The 18848-nt window shown below is 64.5% G+C and carries 18 protein-coding genes and 1 pseudogene; 10 read left to right on the forward strand and 9 right to left on the reverse strand.

All coding sequences use genetic code 11. The features are described 5' to 3' along the window. Window positions 1-1153: 1153 nt before the first annotated feature. The 4 genes from AB0M54_RS46330 to AB0M54_RS46345 all read right to left on the reverse strand — a co-directional run bounded on the left by AB0M54_RS46330 (window position 1154) and on the right by AB0M54_RS46345 (window position 6198). A complete protein-coding gene (locus AB0M54_RS46330) occupies window positions 1154-2881 on the reverse strand; it encodes a hypothetical protein (protein WP_364479445.1) in 1728 nt (575 codons plus the stop codon). Window positions 2882-3102: 221 nt separating this feature from the next. Then, complete coding sequence (locus tag AB0M54_RS46335; RefSeq protein WP_364479448.1) at window positions 3103-3723, reverse strand: hypothetical protein; 621 nt, start codon at window positions 3721-3723, stop codon at window positions 3103-3105. After that, window positions 3720-4607: a nucleotidyltransferase gene (locus AB0M54_RS46340; protein WP_364479451.1), complete on the reverse strand. Its 888-nt coding sequence runs from the start codon at window positions 4605-4607 to the stop codon at window positions 3720-3722. Before AB0M54_RS46340 ends, AB0M54_RS46335 begins: the two co-directional genes overlap by 4 nt. An 841-nt stretch (window positions 4608-5448) precedes the next feature. Beyond that, entirely contained in the window at window positions 5449-6198 is a 750-nt protein-coding gene (locus AB0M54_RS46345) for an XRE family transcriptional regulator (RefSeq protein ID WP_364479454.1), read from the reverse strand. 433 nt (window positions 6199-6631) lie between these two features. Here AB0M54_RS46345 and AB0M54_RS46350 point away from each other — a divergent pair, with 433 nt between their 5' ends. Then, the gene (locus AB0M54_RS46350; protein WP_364479457.1) at window positions 6632-7180 is read left to right on the forward strand and encodes an HD domain-containing protein; all 549 of its coding nucleotides are present in this window, start codon (window positions 6632-6634) and stop codon (window positions 7178-7180) included. Window positions 7181-7182: 2 nt separating this feature from the next. On the opposite strand, the gene AB0M54_RS46355 is transcribed toward AB0M54_RS46350, so the two are convergent. Genes AB0M54_RS46355 through AB0M54_RS46365 form a run of 3 tightly spaced genes read right to left on the reverse strand, consistent with a single transcriptional unit; the run spans window position 7183 to window position 8843 of the window. Continuing rightward, window positions 7183-7635, reverse strand: a complete 453-nt coding sequence (locus tag AB0M54_RS46355; protein ID WP_364318028.1) for a hypothetical protein — start codon at window positions 7633-7635, stop codon at window positions 7183-7185. Then, window positions 7628-8104 (reverse strand): NUDIX domain-containing protein, encoded by a 477-nt coding sequence (locus AB0M54_RS46360; protein ID WP_364318027.1) that lies wholly within the window; start codon window positions 8102-8104, stop codon window positions 7628-7630. Before AB0M54_RS46360 ends, AB0M54_RS46355 begins: the two co-directional genes overlap by 8 nt. A 7-nt stretch (window positions 8105-8111) precedes the next feature. Next, window positions 8112-8843: a helix-turn-helix transcriptional regulator gene (locus AB0M54_RS46365; RefSeq protein ID WP_364479460.1), complete on the reverse strand. Its 732-nt coding sequence runs from the start codon at window positions 8841-8843 to the stop codon at window positions 8112-8114. A 360-nt stretch (window positions 8844-9203) separates the two neighbouring features. Between AB0M54_RS46365 and AB0M54_RS46370 the strand changes: the two genes are divergently transcribed. From AB0M54_RS46370 to AB0M54_RS46395, 6 genes are all read left to right on the forward strand, one after another. Then, window positions 9204-9398, forward strand: coding sequence for a hypothetical protein (locus tag AB0M54_RS46370; RefSeq protein WP_364479462.1), 195 nt, complete (start codon window positions 9204-9206; stop codon window positions 9396-9398). Window positions 9399-9446: 48 nt separating this feature from the next. Next, window positions 9447-10076, forward strand: a complete 630-nt coding sequence (locus AB0M54_RS46375) for a DUF2637 domain-containing protein (protein WP_364479464.1) — start codon at window positions 9447-9449, stop codon at window positions 10074-10076. A gap of 74 nt (window positions 10077-10150) precedes the next feature. Next, the gene (locus AB0M54_RS46380) at window positions 10151-10378 is read left to right on the forward strand and encodes a hypothetical protein (protein ID WP_364479466.1); all 228 of its coding nucleotides are present in this window, start codon (window positions 10151-10153) and stop codon (window positions 10376-10378) included. 53 nt (window positions 10379-10431) lie between these two features. After that, window positions 10432-12114, forward strand: coding sequence for an FtsK/SpoIIIE domain-containing protein (locus AB0M54_RS46385; protein WP_364479468.1), 1683 nt, complete (start codon window positions 10432-10434; stop codon window positions 12112-12114). Between the two features lies 1 nt (window position 12115). Next, complete coding sequence (locus AB0M54_RS46390; RefSeq protein WP_364479470.1) at window positions 12116-12403, forward strand: hypothetical protein; 288 nt, start codon at window positions 12116-12118, stop codon at window positions 12401-12403. Then, complete coding sequence (locus tag AB0M54_RS46395) at window positions 12400-14112, forward strand: recombinase family protein (RefSeq protein ID WP_364479472.1); 1713 nt, start codon at window positions 12400-12402, stop codon at window positions 14110-14112. The genes AB0M54_RS46390 and AB0M54_RS46395 overlap by 4 nt, the downstream gene beginning before the upstream one ends. A gap of 316 nt (window positions 14113-14428) precedes the next feature. On the opposite strand, the gene AB0M54_RS46400 is transcribed toward AB0M54_RS46395, so the two are convergent. Beyond that, window positions 14429-14857, reverse strand: a complete 429-nt coding sequence (locus tag AB0M54_RS46400; RefSeq protein WP_364479474.1) for a transposase — start codon at window positions 14855-14857, stop codon at window positions 14429-14431. Next, complete coding sequence (locus tag AB0M54_RS46405) at window positions 14788-15168, reverse strand: hypothetical protein (protein ID WP_364479476.1); 381 nt, start codon at window positions 15166-15168, stop codon at window positions 14788-14790. The genes AB0M54_RS46400 and AB0M54_RS46405 overlap by 70 nt, the downstream gene beginning before the upstream one ends. Window positions 15169-15363: 195 nt before the next feature. Between AB0M54_RS46405 and istA the strand changes: the two are divergent. The 3 genes and pseudogenes from istA (at window position 15364) to AB0M54_RS46420 (ending at window position 18821) form a co-directional block, all read left to right on the forward strand. Further along, window positions 15364-17010: pseudogene (gene istA, locus AB0M54_RS46410) on the forward strand (IS21 family transposase). After that, complete coding sequence (gene istB, locus AB0M54_RS46415; protein ID WP_364479478.1) at window positions 17007-17798, forward strand: IS21-like element helper ATPase IstB; 792 nt, start codon at window positions 17007-17009, stop codon at window positions 17796-17798. Before istA ends, istB begins: the two are co-directional and overlap by 4 nt. 324 nt (window positions 17799-18122) lie before the next feature. Next, a complete protein-coding gene (locus tag AB0M54_RS46420) occupies window positions 18123-18821 on the forward strand; it encodes a class I SAM-dependent methyltransferase (protein WP_364479498.1) in 699 nt (232 codons plus the stop codon). The last annotated feature ends 27 nt before the right edge of the window (window positions 18822-18848 follow it).

Consider the following 18848-nt stretch of genomic DNA (forward strand, 5'->3'; position numbering starts at 1 on the left):
CCACGCTCGACGAGTACGTCCGTCACTACAACGAGCACCGGCCGCATCAAAGCCGTGAACAACGCCCGCCCACTCAGGACGCGTGCCCCGTGCCGGTCACGGATCTTGCCACCGTGCGAGTACGCCGCCGGCGCGTCCTCAACGGGCTGATCAACGAGTATTCCCAGGCTGCGTAACCGAAGCCGGATTTTCGAACGGTACAGGGACGGCCGCGTCCAGGGCGGGCAGCGGCAGCGGCCCGCGAGCTACCTGGGCCGGGGCGTCCTTCGGACGCACGGCCGGATCACTCGCCGGGATGACAGGTGCGACCACGGGGGTGCTCACATGGACCACCCCCGCCGGATGGCCGCGGGACGCGGCACTGTGCGAAGGGAAGAAGGGTGTTCAGATATCTCTGAACACGAACACGGGTTTCTACGCACCCGTGCGGATTTTGAGTGTCCGAGGCCCGACACGAGTGATATTCACGCCGCGATATGTGTGCGTGAGCTGCCGATCTGATCGTAAGCCCCGCCCAATGTGCCAGTGCAGCTCGTCACCCCATCGTGTTGACGAGCGGGTCTCTCATGGACACGAGGTGCGGCCAGCTCTGTTACCTCGATGCCGGGGACGTCGAGATGCCGCAAGACGTCCGGATGGAAGGGGTGTTCGTCGGGAAACCTGCGCTGAACGCTCGTCCTCATGGGTTGTGCGACGAGAGGGGATCCGCATGTTGCGAGAGGAACTACTGGCGCTGATCGTGGGACTGCCGGCAGGCATCGACGTGGGCATCCGACTCGGTGGGGAGCTTTTCGGAATCGAGATGGTCGACCTGTTGCCAGCAGACGGTGAGACCTTCGCGATGTTGACGTGCACATCTGCGGATGTTCGCTCGATGCTGCATGACTGGGGATATGGACCAGATCAGGTCAGGCTGATCATGGCTGGGAGGTGGTCGAGCAGCGTGCCCGTACCCGAGCCGAGAGGCGTCTGCGCTCCCGATGACGCCGTCCGATCTGCGGCATAACATCGGCCCCCACCAAGTTCACTCAAGCGTGAATGACCTTGGTGGGGGTTAACGTATCCGAGCCCAACGCGGGCGATATTCACACCGCGATCGCGGTGCGGGAGCTGCTGATCGTGAGCCCCGCCCAACGTGTCAGTGCATTTGCGTTCACGATGAAAAATAAAATTTGCTTGGACTCATCCGATCATCTGGGCGAAAATTGGCCGTCAATATTCTGCGCTCTGGCCAGTCGCTAAGGGACTCATAGAGTCTACTCAAGGAGCGATTGGCGTTGTCGCAGTCGTTGGCGAGCAGATAGAAACGATGAACGATCAGAGAGTTGACAGTTACGCCGAGATCGTACAGGTCAGGGTGACTGACTTCAGCGTGATGACAGAGGCGTTGCACGAGGTGATCGATAAGCTTGCGGTCCACCTTTCGCGGCCGTTCAGGAAGGACGTTCACGGCGCCGTCCGTGCTGTAGATAACCGTGATCGCGCGGGGAAGAAGACCGCCTGCCCGCGCTGTTCCCAGATAGCGCACCGGATTGTTGTAGCGACTTCCCCGTCCCGGGTTCCCTGCGCCGGCGGCCACGCCATCCAAGATTACGCCGATCGCGTGACACCTGCCCGCCATGTCGACCAGGATCGCGCCGTCCATCGCCGTGAGTTGCTCGGTCAGCTCATTGTCTAGAACTGCGGGCACGGTCCTCCACGCCTGAGGCATCAGCCGCTGAGCTTCCTGCTCCGCATCCGCAGCAATCACCAGCATCGCTCCGTGCCTATTTCTCGCGGCCGCGCGGGCCAGCCGCTGCAACTCGACGGTGTCGGCTTCGGGCATCAGCCAGTCGATCACCTCGGGCAGTTCCGTATCGATTGGAGAATCTGCCAAGGATCCCTGCTGGACCAAGCCGTCCTTGACTCTCAACAGCATCCGGTCACCCTGCCAGAGTTGCCATGTTCCACGTCCCGTGAATCTGATGGTCGTGTGCTCGACGCTGGTGGCCTTCGACTCCTCCGAGCGAAGGCCGCCCAGACCAAAAATCCTCTGCTGGTGCATCAGCAGTCCAATTGAAGGTGATGTAGCCTCCATCAACTTCCGGACGGCTTGTAGATCAGTCACCGGCACCGCTGGTTCGATCGTGATCCTGGGTTCAACGAAGGGATCCTCCGGATCTGCAATGGTGATCGATCCTTGACCTTCCCTGCCTTCATACGGAAGGGCGGAAATGCGACTGAGAAGGATGTCGCCATCGCGTTCGTACTTGAAGCCGGTTGGATCCAGAGCCGCGGCCACGAATCGCGCTGCCGCCGTTCGGAGTATCTCGAATTTGCGAACGGCAAGCCCAGAAGCGGAATAGCCTTGATAATCTGCTGCCAAGTACAGAGCGGACTGCTCCAGCACGTGCTGAACAACGCATTGCGCAAGCGTCATTTCATGCCCCTTGCCGTCGGAGCCGAACCTGTAATGGGCGGGGGCATTGTACAGCTCATCCTCGGCAACGCCCAGGACGCCGTAGACGTAACGGTCTGCTATCCGCGCCGACTGGGGAGCCACGAAATAATGCCAGCCCAGTCCGGAATGCAAATAGTTGAGGTGCTGTTCCAGGGCTAAGCTATATCGGCGGTCGGCCCGATCTTGCGGTTCTGAGCCACCGAGATCCTGCACAATAGCCTCGATCGCGTCGAGCCTCAGCCGACTAGTGATATTTTTCGGATCGTCACGGTTGCTCGAAGTGCGTCGTTCGACTGTGGCGATATCTTGGTCGTCAACAGGCAGTCCGACGAGATAGGCATTGATGCGGCCGGCGAAACCAGCGGCGTCTAGCGCCGAGCGCGCACCCGTCTCTAGAAGATGCCGAAAGGTCCAATCCTTCTCCCACAACTGTATCGACAAAGGCGCTCCAATTCTAGGCTGTTGTTGCTGCTTCTATCTTTCGTAGGCGTGCACCAAACGAGCTGGGCCGCTCGACAACGCTGTCGAAGTCGTACAGGGAATGCAGGACTTTCCTACAGACGGGCTGACATGGCGACGCGCAAGCGAGAGAGTGGCTGACTCAGATCAATGACCTACGCACTCACTGCTTTGCTTGAGTCGATATCCGTCTTGATGCAGTATTAGCTCTCGAAATAGCTGGAGGCCTCTAGGTAGTCGTCTGCAATCTTTTCGCTACGCAATGCAAACTCTAACTCGCCCTTGCTGTCACGATCTGTCCAGTAGCGTCCTTTAAGGCGCTGAGCTGGTCGACCGGAGACGTCGAGCACAGTGGATCCGTGGTGGATCCTGCTGCGATGTTCGACACTCAAATCTGGCTTACTCAGGTACAAGTATCTGACGGACACTTGCCCGTCAATTTCGGCAAGCTCCGCCAATGCTGATACTGAGCGGGACTCGTCAGTCAGCAGCCGGATGGTAATAGCAGATCCAGTTTGGCGCACTGTCAGGTAAACAACCTTTTGGCCCGGTCTTTCGCCGGTCTGAGGGTCAACCCAGAAAGATGTGAGGGTACCCTTCCAGGTACCCCTTACGCTTCGCGGGACTTTTGGGATCTTTTGGATGAGCTTTAGTTGCCAAAGCCAGAAATCCCAAAGTAAAAAGATGCCGGTGCTGACCAACACTGCGGCAGAGAAGAATTTGAACGGCGTGAGATCCGGCTTGCCGTCTTGAACCCATGCACCGATAGACAAAACGGCCACAACCGTCGAGGCAACGACGCGGATCGTGATTGAGCGATTCATGAGGATAGCCCAAGATAATTCCAGGCTGCCTTCGCGAAGTCGCGTCCGTCTCCCGGGTTCCAAGCCTGGCCACTATGGAAGAGATACTTACATTCGCTCACCTCCAACCATCTTTCCGACTCAACCTCTGGTTCTGCCCCATCTAATCCTTCCCAAATATGGTAGATTGCCCGGCGTACAGTTTCGGTCCAAGTAGGTGCAAGAAAAATCTTGTCTGGGCAGTTATAAACAAGACATTCTACGAAGAAGGACGGCACCTCTCTGTGGTCCCCTTTTATAGCCATTGCATTCTCGACGCGCTTCATAATTCGAACGGCTTTCTTGTAGTACTGCCTCGTCCTACCATTCTTAGACTTTCCGTTTGCGAGTTGTTGGACAGGATAGTTGATTAGGGGGCTTCCATCCTTCTTGAAAACTTTGGAGCCGTCCCGGTAATTGGTGTTAGAAAAGTAGTAGCGATAGTCGAAGCATGGAACGACATCGGCGTCTACGCGCGCCGTATTGGAGTTTATGCGAAATGCTGTAGAACCGGCAGAGTCTACTTGTCCGGGAAATTTATTCTCTAAAGCTTGTTGAAGTTCGGATCTAAGCTTTTTGGGCGTCCAGATTCCGTGGTATGAGTCGGCGGGCGGGTGAGCTCCCTTTTCAGCTTCTCCCCAGTACCGGACCTCGTTGCATTGGACAGCGACATCAACGTCACTATCCGCTTTTACGTTGGTGTTATTCGCATAAGAGCCTTTGGTGTACACGGAAATATCGCATCCTGCGAAGCCAGCATGTGCCCTCACCGCTTCCCTAATCATGCGTTCAGTACGTTCCTGCTTATTCTTCTCGGTCTCGCTTGACGGTCCTGTCCAGCTGGCCAGCTGATCTTCTAATGCCATGTTATGTATCCCCCTGTGGCGCTGGCCCAGATACTATCGGTACGAATGCGCGTCGCCTACGGAATGCGCGCCTGTTGATTCAGAGCCTTGCTCTGGCGGTACGCACGCCTCCTGCGCTCCACGGTCTGTGCAGCCTCCGGCTACTTCCTCACGTGGTCATCAATCGGCCCGAGGCTTCGACCGGCGTTGGTTCGCCAAAGAGAAGACCCGGGGCTGAGCTGGCCTGCTCGGCCGGATCAACGAAATGCATGATCAAGAAGCGGCGAGGCCCGGTCTCTGCGCGGCGGTCAGGGCGTCGAAGCTGACCGTCCTCCAGCACCGCGAGGCGGGACGTCAAGACGCCCGTTGGACGTCCTTTCAGATGTGGTTGGGCACCTAGCTGCATGGCGGAGATGCTACGAACCACGCCGAGGCAGCCATGCTTCATGGGTCACCACGCACCCTTAGCAACACGGGGGCAGGTGGCAACGGTGATCGAGGTCCGGCTATGTGGGCTCATCCCATGCGGCCGGACCTTTTTGCCCAACCCAATGCGGAGGAAGCTAATGCTGTACGTCTACATATGTAGAGGGCGCGGCGGCTCAGGCGTCGTGACGCTGCGGGTTCGGTGCCTCTTCGTGCGTCTGTTCATGGCTCGTAAGGGCGTCCGCCGGCAAGTGGATGTTGAGCACGGCCCGGCCCGGCCGTCCTGGCTATGTCGGTCGTGCGGCAACCCGTGGCCCTGCCTTTCGACTAAGGACGACTTGAGTGCGACGACGGATCGGCTTGGGAAAGTGATCTACATGAACCTGTACCTGGCAGATCTGTTGGACGATCAACCAGGGATGACCATCGAGGCAGCCTACGATCGGCTGATTTGGTGGGCTCGCGGCTCGTGAGCGGCGGACCAGACCCGCTCGAAGGATGCGGCGTAGGTCGCTGCCATGCCTTCTCGGCTGGCTCTCCGTAGGTGGATCACAGGCGTCCGCGAAGCGGCGCAGGCGAAGATGTGGGTGTTGACCATTAGGTCGTTGTCGGAGCGGTAGATCGAGTTGTAGAGCACAGTGTCGTGGAGCCTCAGCGAGACCCCTGGCTCACTGGCCAGAGACTCGAAGAGGACTAAGGCGTTGGCGATGCGGGCGGACATCATCCCGTCGATGCCCTCGTCGTTGCTTCGCCGGGCGATGTGGGCTCCGTTCGGGTCGCCCAGGGCGATGCGGATGCGTACGCCGGCACGGGCCTTGGCTCGGAGGATTGCTTGGGCGCCTGCGTCCTCTGCCAGAAAGAGGCTGCTGTAGGCCAGGATGTCGATCTCTTGTCCGGCTCGGAACAGGAGCCGGCGCCACGTGTCTGGTGGGACTGAGCAGCGTTGGGAGTAGACGGCTAGGACCTCGTTGGTGTTGGGCACTGCCTGGGCGCGGGCGTCTATGCCTGGCCATAGGTCGCGTTCGGGCCAACCGGTTAGGGCGGCCAGGGCGGCTCGGTGGCGGGGGTAGGGCAGGCGGCCGGTTAGCCAGCGGTTCACTGTCTTCGGGTCAACGCTCAGCTGGGCGGCTACGTCGATGACGGTTAGGCCGGCGGCGAGCAATGCTCGGGACAGGGGACCTTTCATTGCGTCCTCCCGGTGGTGGGGTTCGGGTCAGCATAGCCAAGAAGTCCCTAGACGTCCCTACGCCGTGGTTCACACTCCGTTACCTCCGGTTGAGACTCATGGGCAAGCGAGCAGGACTTGAGCGATCGGTGGTTGGTGATGAGCGAAGAGGACGCCAGGGGCGAAGATGCGGCGCGAGCGGCTGCGGATCGCCTGGCGCTTGCGCTTGAAGATGCCGGCTTTGACGTGGGGCAGGAGCTTCCGTCGTTGCGGGACGCTTTGGGTCGGCAGGGCAGCGCGGTGGTGCACATCGGAGACGTCGTGCCGGCTGTTGCTGATCGTCTTGCTGCTGCGCTTGTAGGCGGTGCTCGTCCGCGGGGATCGCAGGCTGAGCGGGACAACGACAGGTAGCGACTATCGCGCCGTCTTTCGGGACGTTCGTTAATCTGCCCATGTGGATCAGATCGAACGTGCCCGTGACCTTGCGCGTCGGTTGCTGGGCGAGTCGATCCCGCGGCGGTGGTCGCATAGTCAGGGTGTTGGGCGTAAGGCTGAGTCGGTTGCGCACCTGGTTGGCGAGAATGCGGTCGAGCTGGTTGCCGCCGCCTGGCTGCATGACGTGGGGTATGCGCCTGACCTGGTCGTGACTGGGATGCACCAGCTTGACGGTGCTCGGTTTCTGCGAGACGTCGCCCAGGTTGATCAACTCGTGTGCCGGCTGGTCGCCCATCACTCTTGCGCGACGATCGAGGCGCGGAACAGGGGACTGGCCGATGATTTTCTGTCGGAGTTTCCGCCGGTAGGCGGGGTGTTGGTGGATGCGATCACGTATGCCGACATGACTACTACTCCGGATGGCGAGCCTGTCGACGTTGAGCAACGGCTTTCTGAGATCTTCACCCGTTACGGGGACGAGCATCTCGTCACGAAGACGATGCGCGAGGCTAGTCCGCTGATCATCGGGTCGGTTCAGATGATCACTGCCGCCCTTGACGGGGATTGAACTCACTCGGCGCGGGACAGCGCTCCCTGCTCGTCGCGGCTCCATCTGCGGCCAGCGCTGTCCAAGAACTCGATCTGTACGGGTTCTGGCTCGACGTACGAGCGCAGCCATTCTGTTGGCGCTGGTCGCTGGATGGTCTGGCCTGGTGGGACGAGGCCGATGAACTCTGAGCTGGGCTGCTGGTCGCCGTGGGAGGGGAGGGGCAGCTCGACCTCGTAGATCGGCATTGCGCTCGCGTTGTGGATGTGGAAGGCCAGGTCGCGGGTGCCGTCGAGCTTCCGCTTCAGCTCGATCCAGGCGCTGATCCGCTCCGCCTGGGCGCGGCGGTCGTCCTCGGCGCGTTCGGCCTCTCGGCGGTGCTCTCGGCGTAGGAGCAGGAAGCCGACCAGGAAGGCGCCGACGGTGCCTACCGCGCCGAACGAGTCGGCGAGCGCGCTGATCGCGTCGCTATCCAAGATGAACGTTTCCTGGCGCCATAAAGTAGTGGTCTACCCGCATCCGCATCGAACGGTCCATCGGCAGGGCCCCGACCTCGGCTGGAGGCACCCAGCGGACCTCGGTTGACTCGTCGCTCGGCGTCGGCCTGCCTCCGATTGGCCGTGCGGTGAAGACGGCCGAGAACTCTTGTCGTACCTCGTTGTTGCTGGTGTAGAGGATGACGTGGCGCGGGTCGGTGTAGATGCCGACCATGCCGGTGACCTCTACCTTGATGCCGGTCTCCTCGGCTGTCTCGCGTACCGCCGTCTCCGGTAACGACTCACCAAGATCCATGCCGCCGCCGGGGAGTGCCCAGTTGTCGTTGTCGGAGCGGCGGATCAGCAGGATGGCGCCCTCGTCGTTGACCACGACCACGTTGGCTGAGGGGACGATACTGTTCGCCTTTGGGGCCTTGGGGTCGTTGTAGAAGTCGATGCGTCGTCCCACGTCTGCCTCATTCCAGCGGTGTGGCGCCGTCCCATGCGTTGTCGAAGCTGTTCATGTATGTCGTCACCATGTTGCCGCCGGCTACGCGACGTAGGTGGAGGACGGGGGCTTCGGACGCTGGGAAGCTGTAGATGTGGGTGTTGACCAGGAGTTGTTCGTCGGCGCGGTAGATCGAGTTGTAGAGCACGGTGCGGTGTAGGCGGCACTCGACGTTGTCGAGGCTGAGCAGCGGGCGGTACATCACGATCGCGTTCTTGATCTTCGCTGAGAGGCTTTCGATGCCCTCTTCGGCGTTGCGTTGCTCGACTACCTCGGAGGTGGGGTCTCCGAGCAGGATGCGGACGCGCGCTCCGGCGTCGGCCTTCTCGCGGAAGATTCGGCGTACGCCGGCATCCTCGGACAGGAAAAGGCCGCTGTAGACCAGGACTCCGATCTCTCGCTGGGCGTTGTCGAAGAAGTTGCGCCAGAGGTCGCCGGGGACTGTCCAGCGGTGCGGGTAGATGTTGATGATCTCGCTCTCGCTGACGCCGGCCACCTGGTCGGGGCTCAGCGCGTCGGGCCAGAGGTATACCTCGTCGACGCCCAGGTGGGCCGCTACGGCGTAGCGGTGGCGTCGGTAGGGCGTACGGCCGCTGATCCAGCGCTCGACGCTTTTGGGGTCGACCTTGAGCGTGTCCGCCAGGACGGACGGGGTGATGCCTCGTTCCAACATTGCGGTGCGTAGTCGCTCGTTCGGCATCGTCTTCCCGTCAGGACGTCCATGCGGCCTGTCCACATTAGGCGAGATGTCTTGGACACGTCCAGCTGTGACCTGATCACGTCCCGTCCTCTGATCGCACTCTCAATGGCGTCGATGCGGCACTCGCCTCGACGGACTGAGAGGAGATCTCGCCATGGACACCCAGAACTTCACCAGCGAAGTCCCGACCTGCCCCTGCGGCGCGCAGCTCGGCGGGGGACACCCGGCCCTGTGCCGGAAGTGCGTCGCCCGGATCCGCTACAACCGCAGGCATCAGGCTCGCGGCACGCACGGCGGGGCGGACCGCGGTTTCCGTAGTCGCCGGGGCCGGCGCTCGCGGCGCCAGGACGGCAGTGACGCATGACGGTCGCCGTCTCCGCTGTCGTCCTGCTCGGCATCTTCGTCTACCTGCTCTGGCTGTACGCACGTCTGCCGCTGTGGCAGGCCGCCATCTGCGCAGCGTTCGGCTACTTCCTCGCCTCGTCCTCGATCGGTCCGGCGATCGGCGACGGCCTGAGGGCCTTCGCCCGGTTCGTCGCCGGACTGGATCTCTGACGCATGGGACGTCCTCAAGAAGTCCGCGACGGCTGGGTGATGGCGGGCATGGCGGTGGCCGCCGCTTCGTCGGCGATCGCCAGCTTCGCTGGACTCCGCGGCCTGGCCGAGGTCGCTGGGTGGCCGGCGCGGCTCGCCTGGCTGCTTCCCATCACGATCGACGCATACGCGATGACGTCGGCTCGCGTCTGGCTGGCCGGGACACCGGCCGCTGGCCGAGCGCGACGGTTCGCCCGCGCCAACGCCATTGGCGCCATCGCTACGAAGCATCGTCGGCAACGCTGGCTATCACCTCGTCGCGAGCGGCCTGCTCACGATTTCTTGGCCGATCATCGTGCTCGTCGGTGCAGTCCCGGCGGCCGTACTCGGCCTGACTGCCCATTTGCACGCGCTCCGGACCGCTCCGATCGCGGAGGCCGCTACCGCGCCGGCCGCTCAGAACGGGACCCGGTCCCGTCCCAAGTCCCGGACCCGCCGCGTGAGGCCGCGCTCGGACTTCGATCTCTTGAAGGCCGCACGCGAGGCCGACACCAAGTACCGGACCGCTCACCGCGGGCAACCCATCACACGAGACGCGTTGCGCGAGGCGCTGCGCATCGCCGGACCGAAGGCGACCGAGCTCCGGCGACAACTTGCCACCGAATCCACCGATCGGAAGGAGGCCCAACCCCCTCATGACTAAGCCACACACAACCATCGACCTGGAGGTCATCGCCAACCATCTTCACGCGGCCTACGATAGGCCTACCCGCGTGGCCGTCTCGACTGCCCTGGCCGACATCCCAGTGATGCTCGCCGAGATCCAACGGTCTGCGGCCCTGTTGGCTCGCTTCCGGCTCGACTTCGCCAACCTGCTCGCCGCTGCCCGTGCTTCGCTCGCGGCCGAGCGCGACGGAGAGTCCGACCCAAACGGCTACCTCCGGGACGAGGTCGCCCAACACCGCCCTTGGACGCCCTACGGCGAGCAGGGACACCGGTGAGGGCGTACGGGCGGCGACACCGACGCTGGAGCCGGCGCAATCCGCAGCCGCTCATGCTCGTCCCGGACGAACCGCTTCTCCTCGTTGCCATCACAGCGATCGGGCGGGCACTGTTCCGCTACCGCTCCGAACTCGCGCCGCTCACAACCGCCTGTGCGCATTTCGTGGCCGCGTTGCTTCTGCACCACAACCATCCCGGCGCCTGGCCTTGGATCGGCGGCGTCGCTGCCGCTGTGGCGATCGCTGCCGGACTGTGGGGCATCCCTTGGCGGCTCGGCCGGACGAGCGAGCGCATCTACGCCTCAACCGTCATCGCTGCGATCGGTGCGTGGCTTGCCGCCGGGACCGCATTCGGTCCGGCGCGGTCGCCATTGCCGACGATGCTCGTCGTGAGCACGCTCGTACTTGCGGTGCCCTGGTGGGCGCACAGAAGGCGCCGCGCTCGGGTGAAGGTTGATCGGGTCATCAATGCCTGGCCCGACGTCGCAGAGGCGACTGGCCTTGCTGGGTCGCGCATCATGTCCGCTGCTGTGGACACATGGGGGTGGCGTGCCCGCATGGCGTTGCGCCCAGGGCAGAGCGTCGCGGACGCTATCTCGCACGTGCCAGCCATCGAATCCGCCTTGGGAACCCGACCCGGTGCGGTCCGAGTCGAGCAGGACCCGTCCCATGCCGGCCGGCTGACGATGCGCGTCCTGGCCTCGGATCCCCACGCCGGTGCCATCGGCTGGAAAAGCCAGCGTGCTCGGTCGATCGCTGATCCGATCGACCTCGGGGTCTTCGAGGACGCGACGTCGGTTCGCGTCTCGGTGCTGCGGCGGCACGTGCTGATCGGTGGCACCACGGACTCTGGGAAGAGCGGCGTCCTCAACGTCTTCTTGGGCAACCTGGTCGCCTGCTCCGATGTCGTGCTGTGGGGGATCGACCTGAAGGGCGGCATGGAGCTGCGGCCCTGGGCGTCGTGCCTCGATCGGCTCGCTACGACACCGGAGGAAGCGGCACGACTGCTGGCCGACGCCGTTGCCATTCTCGACGCTCGTGCAGACGGATCGGGCCGTGACAACAGCCGTGTTTGGAAACCAACGTCAGCCGCGCCGGCGCTGGTGATTGTCATCGACGAGTACGCGGAACTCGTCGACACCGCACCGGACGCTGCTGGGCACGCAGAGTCGATTGCCAGACGAGGCCGTGCGGTGGCTGTAGACCTGCTCGCGGCGACCCAACGTCCAACGCAGAAGGCAATGGGAGGTGGGGCCCTGCGTTCACAGATGAGCGTCCGCGTGTGCCTCAGGGTCCGGGAACGCCGCGACGTCGACCTCATCTTGGACAAGGGCATGTTGGCCGCCGGCTGGCACGCGCACACGCTCGATGCACCAGGGAAGTTCTATCTACTGGCTGACGGGCACAACCAGCCTCGCCGCGCCCGTGCTTACCTCGTCACGGACGAGGACGTTCGGACAACGGTCGCGCGGTATGCCGACCAGCGGCCCGAACTCGATGCGCTCTCTCAGGCCGCCATCGACTCGCCGAAGAGCAGACCGGCGGACCTTCCGGCCGGATCCGACCCTGAACAGGCGCTCACCTTGGCGCTGGCCGGCGCACCTGAGGAAGGGATGACGGTTCCCGACCTCATGCAGGTCACGGGAATGGGGCGCACCTGGATCTACGAGCGACTCCAGGCGCTCGCGGCGGGCGGGCAAGCGCGGCAGGTTGCCCGTGGACGTTGGCGGGCCTGACATGAACGTCCGCGCGGACGTCCGTCCGCTCGCGCGCGTCTGCGCCGATCAGCGCGGACGGACGACGGACGGACGTCCGCGCGGACACCGCTTCGAGGAGAAGGGAGGCCAGATGATCACCACGGACGAGACCAACGACGAAGGGAGAAATCGCAGTATACGAAGGACGAAAACGCTGGTCATCGAAGATGCGCAGGTCAAGACGTCCCTAGAAGTCCCGCTCTCGGAAGCGGCGGCAGATGTCCTGTGGCGCATCATCGACCGGGCTCGGAAGAATCGATCGACATGACGAGGTTCGCGTTCTACGGACGTGTGTCGACCGAGGATCAGCAGGATCCGCAGGCGTCGAAAGGCTGGCAGCTATCCCGCGCTCGCAGCCTCATCGAGCCGGCCGGCGGAGAGGTAGTGGCCGAGTTCTTCGACATCGGCTCGTCCCGCTCGCTGCCATGGAAGCGTCGACCCGAGGCGCTGCGGCTGCTCGACGCGACCAAGAGCGCCGGCCGTGACTTCGACGCGGTGGTCATTGGTGAGCCGCAGCGCGCTTTCTACGGCAGCCAGTTCGGCATGACGTTCCCTGTGTTCGTGCACTACGGCGTCGGGCTCTGGGTGCCCGAGGTCGGTGGCGCCATTGATCCGGGCTCGGACGCGCACGATCTCGTCATGGCGCTCTATGGCGGCATGAGCAAGGGGGAGCGCAACCGGATCAAGATCCGCGTTCGGTCCGCGATGAAGTCGCAGACCGAGTTGGAAGGTCGGTTCCTCGGTGGGCGACCGCCTTACGGATACGAGCTGGCCGACGCCGGCCCGCACCCCAACCCCGGCAAGGCCGCCGAGGGCAAGCGCCTGCACCGCCTCGAAAAGGACCCCGTTACCGCGCCGGTCGTCCGCCGGATCTTCGAGGAGTACGCCGCCGGCCGAGGCATGACCTCGATCGCCCGCGGACTCACACAGGACGGCATCCCGTGCCCGTCCGCCTACGACCGGGCGCGTAACCCTCATCGCAATACCGAGGTCTGGGAGACGACCGCCATCCGCGCGATTCTTCGGAACCCGCGCTACACGGGTCGGCAGGTCTGGAACAAGCAACGTACCGACGAGGACTTGATCGATGTCGAGGACATCGCGCTCGGCCACGAGAACAAGCACCGGTGGAACGACGAGAGCGAGTGGGTCTGGTCGAAGAGCGAGGCCCATACCCCGCTGATCACGACCGACCTCTACCAGCGAGCGCAGGCGACGATTAAGGTCCGCGGCACGAACGGCGAGCAGGGCAGGGCGCCGCGACGGAGCACCCGTCCTTACCTGTTCCGCGGCCTGATCGACTGCGGGCTCTGCGGACGTCACATGGTCGGCAACCTCAACCACGGACGCCTCTACTACCGCTGCAAGGCGTCGCGGGACTTCGTGCGCCAACACGAGGTCGCGCATCCGCCCATGCTGTATCTGCGTGAGGACGCCATCACCGACCCCGTCGACAGGTTCCTCAGCACGGAACTCGACGGCCGGACGCTGGGAGCGAACCTGCGCGCCCTGGCCGACGCGCACCACCGGGCCGAGATGGTCGCCCACCGGGCGAACGACGAGAGCGAGCGTCTGCGCCAGACGATCACGGACTGCGACACCAAGATCGAGCGCTACCGGGCGACGCTGGACGCCGGAGGCGACCCGACGCTCATCGCCGGCTGGATCCGCGAGGCGTCGACCGTTAGGGGAACCGCCGAGGCCGCTCTCCGGGTGAGCGCGACACCGCCGCAGCGACTCAACGATGATCAAATCGCGGCGATAGTCAACGGCCTAGGAAGCTTACTGGGCGTCCTCAGGGAGGCTGATCCGCGCGATAAGGCGGAGCTTTACAGCCGGCTTGGGCTGCGGATGACCTACAAACCTGGCCCGAAGACAGTGGTGGCCGAGATCGTGTCTACCGATCTCGGCCGTGTGCTTAATGTGTGTCCGAGGGGGGACTTGAACCCCCACAATCCGCACCGGTGCGCACTCTGAGTGCGCATACGGCGATCGTAGCCAGCGGATCGGCCGTCGCCGAACGGATCGTCTGCTGTGTTGTTTCGTCCCTGGGGAGCCGAGCAATCGGCCGCATCACCGCGCCCAGAACTGCCCGCCCAGACAATAGGTGCCGCATCCTCAATCCGGACAGCAGCACGCGGAGCAGAGACATCACTGGCACCTGCGCGCCCAGGGCACTGCCGACGTTCAGCCGATCGGCGCCCGTGTCCAGTGCCGACGGGGGCGGGCGATCTGTCCATGCCGTGACGCGTCCGCCGAATCGAGGGTGTACCGCTCGGAAATACGGTTCGGGCTACGCTGCCTGCGAGTATTCGCTGATCGGTCCGTTGAGGACCTTCCTGCGGCGGATCCGCGCGGAGGCGAGGTCGACGACGGCAGGCAAGGTGTCCACGGCGTCGGGTGGGCGTTGGTCCCGGCTCTGGTGCGGCCGGTGCTCGTTATAGTGCTCGACGAACTCGGCCAGGACGGCCAGCAGGTGCCGGGGGTGGTAGATCAGCATCCGGTCCAAACACTCGCGACGGACCGTGCGCACCCAGCGTTCAGCGTATGCGTTCGCCCGCGGTGCCTGCGGTGGACTGCGCAGGACTTCGATGCCTTCGCTGGTGAACGTCTCGTCGAAGACACTGGTGTACTTGGTGTCCCGGTCGCGGATCAGGAACCGGAACTGCGCGGCCCGCTCCCCAGGTCCTGCATCAGGTTGCGGGCCTGCTGAGCCACCCACTGTCCACTCGGATGGGTCGTCGCGCCGAGGATGTGCACTCGGCGGGTGCCGATCTCGATCAGGAACAGCACGTAGATGCGGGTCAACCCAATCGTGTCGACGTGCAGGAAATCGCAGGCCAGGATCCCCTTGGCCTGCACGCTCAGGACCTGCGTCCAGGTCGCACCGGTGCGCCGCGGTGCCGGATCCACGCCGGCGTTGGTCAGGATGGACCACACGGTGCTGGCCGCCACCCGGTAACCCAGGCCGACCAATTCACCCTGGATGCGGCGATGGCCCCAGCTCGGATTCTCCTTCGCCAGGCGCAGCATCAGCGCCCGGATCTCCGTCCGTACCGGCGGGCGACCCGGCCGGCGCCGGGGTGATTCTGACGGTCTCCGGCGGCCCCACCCGGACGGCTTGAACTGGCCCCACCGGTCGAGTGAATCGGATTTTGTGACGGCTTGATTTGGCCCCACCGCGCGCGGAGCTGGCAGTATCAACTCTCCGTAGTGGGAGGCCGTCGGATGGCCCGGTCGCGTGTGGAGCTGTTCGAGGCGATTCGCCGGGACTACCGGCGGGGCGTCTCGCTTCGTGGCCTCTCGGAGCGGTATGGGGTGCACCGGCGGGTAGTGCGGCAGGCGGTTGATTCGGCGGAGCCGCCACCGGCGCGGAAGACGCCGGTGCGGGCGGCGCCGAGGCTGGAGCCGTTCAAAGCGGCGATCGACGCGATGTTGACGGCGGATCTGACCGCGCCCCGCAAGCAGCGCCACACGGTGCGCCGGGTGCTGGCGCGGTTGGTCGCGGAGAACGCGGCCGGGGACTTGTCGTACTCGACGGTGCGCGATTACGTCGCGGTGCGGCGGCGGAACTGGCGGCGGAGGCCGGCCGTGGCCGGCAGGAGGCGTTCATCGTGCAGACACACCGGCCGGGTGAGGAAGCCGAGGTGGACTTTGGCGAGTTGTGGATCCGGCTGGCTGGTGTCCCGACGAAGGTCTACCTGTTCGCGCTGCGGCTGTCGTATTCGGGCAAGGCAGTGCACCGAGCGTTCGCCTCGCAGGGGCAGGAGGCGTTCATAGAGGGCCACCTGCACGCGTTCGACGTGCTGGGCGGCATGCCGACGGTGAAGATCCGCTACGACAATCTGCGTTCGGCGGTGTCACGCGTTCTGTTCGGCCGGGCCCGCGCCGAGAGCCAGCGGTGGGTGCTGTTCCGCTCGACCATGGGCTTCGAGGCGTTCTACTGCATGCCGGGCATCGCCGGGCTCACGAGAAGGGCGGCGTCGAAGGCGACATCGGCCGATTCCGCAGAAATCATTTGGTCCCGGTCCCGGAGGTCACTTCCCTCGCAGAGCTCAACGCGATGATCGAGGACTCGGACCGGGCCGACGACGACCGGCGCCTTGAGCACCGGGTGCGGACGATTGGGCAGGACTTCGGCGTCGAGCAGCCACTGCTGGCCACGCTGCCCGTCGACCGATTCGAGCCGGGTCGGGTGCTGACGCCGAAGGTGAACCGCTATGGGCTGGTCGGGATCCGCCAGTCGCACTACTCGGTGCCGGCCCGGTTCATTGGCCTGACCGTCCGGGTGGTGCTGCGCGCGTCCGAGGTCGTCGTCTTCGACGGCCGCACCGAGATCGCCCGGCATGAACGGTCGGTGGTCAAGAAGTCCCAGACGTTCGTCCTGGACCACTACCTGGAGGTGCTGCTGCGAAAGCCGGACGCGCTGCCCGGGTCGACCGCGCTGGCGCAGGCCCGCGAGTCCGGGGATTCACAATGGCGCACGAGGCGTTCTGGGCGGCCGCGGTGAAGGCCCACGGTGACGCCGACGGCACGCGGGCGCTGATTGATGTTCTGCTGCTGCACCGCCGGTTGCCGGCTGCGGACGTGATCGCCGGGATCACGATCGCCTTGCATGCCGGGGCCACCAGCGCGGACGTTGTCGCGATGGAGGCACGCCGGGCGCAGCAGGTCAGCCGGCCCGACCCGGGCAGCACCGGCGCTGAACCGGTGACCACCGCCCGGGACCAGCGGCGGGTGGTGAGCCTGACCGAGCGCCGGCTGGCCGCGCTGCCACCGGACTCCAGGCCGTTGCCCTCGGTCGCGCAATACGACCAACTGCTACGCCGCCGCGCGGCAGGACCCGCACCACCACAGCAAGGAGAAGTGTCGTGAACCGTCCCCGCCGCGTCCTGACCGAACCCGCCGCCGAAGCCGCCGTCGACCAGGCCTGCCGCATGCTGCGGCTGCCCACCATGCGCAACCGGGTCGGTGAGCTGATCACCGTCGCCGAGAAGGAGCAGCTCACCTACCGTGGGTTCCTTGCCGAACTGCTCCTGGCCGAGTGCGAAGACCGCGACCGGCGCCGCTCCGAACGCCGCATCAAGGGCGCCGGGTTCCCGCGGGAGAAGTGGCTCACCGACTTCGACTTCGACGCGAACCCAAGCATCAACCCGGCCACCATCAACACCCTCGCCGGCTGCGGCTGGGTCCGTTCCGGTGAGCCGTTCTGCCTGATCGGCGACTCCGGCACCGGCAAGTCCCACCTGCTCATCGGCCTCGGCACCGCCGCTGCGATGGAAGGCTTCCGAGTCCGCTACGTCCTCGCAGCGAAACTGGTCAACGAACTCGTCGAGGCCGCCGACGAGAAGGTGCTCAACAAGACCATCGCCCGTTACGGCCGGGTCGATTTGCTCTGCATCGATGAGCTCGGCTATATGGAACTGGACCGGCGCGGCGCCGAACTGCTGTTCCAGGTCTTGACCGAACGCGAGGAGAAGAACAGCGTCGCGATCGCGTCGAACGAGTCGTTCTCGGGCTGGACCAAGACGTTCACCGACCCGCGGCTCTGCGCGGCGATCGTCGACCGGCTCACCTTCGGAGGCAACATCATCGAGACCGGCACCGACTCCTACCGTCTGGCCCACGCCCGCCAGAAGACCCTCGCCACGGCCACGGACTGACTCGCTTCATGAGCGATCCCGCCATCCCCACACCAGCCGAACGCGAAGCACTCAACGCGGCCCTGCTCGCCGCCGGCACCGAGACCGGCTTCTGGGACGACGACGGCCGGCCCGCACCCTGGCCCGAAGACATCGACCAATGGCAACCCGCGACCCAGCGAACCCACCACCGGCCAACCCCAGCGAACAGCCCTTCTGACCAGGGAACCCTGGAAGGTCCGCCGTCACACCACGTCCTCCGGGCTGGACCTCACGCGTTGTTCGGTGTCATCTGCGCAGGCTGATACCGTGCGCGGCCGGAGATCGAACCAGTCTCCGGTGACAATGGGGGAGATTGCGGTGCTCGCAGACGGCAACACTTCAGGGCCAGGCGAAAGGACAGACGGCTGGATTGTCGACACCCGGACGTCATACGACACCGTCGCCGGCAGTTACGCCGACTTCGTCCGCAATTCCTTGGCGAGGGAACCATATCTGCGTGCTGCACTGGCGCTGTTCGCAGACCTGGTCCACGCCGCTGGCGGCGGGCCGGTGGCCGATCTCGGCTGCGGCCCTGGACACGTCACCGCCCACCTCCACGACCTCGGTGTCGAGGCATTCGGCGCGGACCTGTCGCCCGCGATGGTCGACATCGCCCGGCAGGACCACCCCGGCTTACGGTTCGAGGTGGGCTCGATGACGGATCTTCAGCTTGCCGACGGATCGGTCGCCGCTCTGCTGGCTTTCTGGTCGCTGATCCACATCCCGGACGATGTAATCCCCACAGTCCTCGAACATTTCCGGCGTGTGCTGCGACCGGGCGGGCCAGTGTTGATCGGCTTCCATGTCGGCGACCAGTCCCGGCTGAAGACTGAGGGCTATGGCGGCCATCCGATGAAGGTCCACGTCCATCGCCGTCGGCCCGAGCAAATGTCCGCCTGGTTGCGCGACGCCGGTTTCACGGTCAATGCGCAGATGGTCTTCGGTCCAGATGAGAGCTCTCCGGGAGCAGTCCTCATCGCACACCTAACACCCGGTAACTGATCTGAGGCACCGCCGGACGCCGACGTG

The sequence above is a fragment of the Actinoplanes sp. NPDC051470 genome, from assembly GCF_040682035.1.
In the GTDB taxonomy this organism is placed as follows: domain Bacteria; phylum Actinomycetota; class Actinomycetes; order Mycobacteriales; family Micromonosporaceae; genus Actinoplanes.